Below are 438 nucleotides of genomic sequence, written 5' to 3'. Positions count from 1 at the left end.
CCCCTTAGCCGGGCGTTAGCTATCGTTTTATTCAGCAGCAAGGAAATTAAAGATGTCAAAGTATCAATTTTTCTGTAAACCAAATTCAAATCGTAATGAATTTACTTATCTGGATATGAGTTCAGAAACTTATCTTTTTGAAAAGGAAGAACTCTTGAGATCGGGGTTAGGAGTGGAAGGTGATACGATTTATGCTTCTTCTCCAGAAGAGGCTATTGATAAATTCAAATCAAATTTTTGTGAGCTTTTGAAGGATTATGCAAATTCAAATGTTGCAGGTGGATTGGCGACATTCATTTTTGAATCATTCAAATCAGTCACTGGGAAAAAATAGCTAACAAACGGCTCAAGAGGCATTGCCAACGCGTGGTGGCTTTAGTACAAAATTGCAGTTCAGTGTTTACAGTGTGTTTTTTAAGTTCGGCGGTGCGTTGTCAA

At 37.4% G+C, this 438-nt stretch carries 1 protein-coding gene; it reads left to right on the top strand.

Translation table 11 applies throughout. From position 1 onward, the window contains the following. The first annotated feature begins 52 nt into the window (after positions 1-52). Positions 53-334, top strand: a complete 282-nt coding sequence (locus tag DD616_RS17270) for a hypothetical protein (protein ID WP_064626893.1) — start codon at positions 53-55, stop codon at positions 332-334. Positions 335-438 lie beyond the last annotated feature (104 nt).

Source organism: Vibrio anguillarum (assembly GCF_003390515.1).
In the GTDB taxonomy this organism is placed as follows: domain Bacteria; phylum Pseudomonadota; class Gammaproteobacteria; order Enterobacterales; family Vibrionaceae; genus Vibrio; species Vibrio anguillarum.
This window is presented reverse-complemented; position numbering and strand designations above follow the sequence as displayed.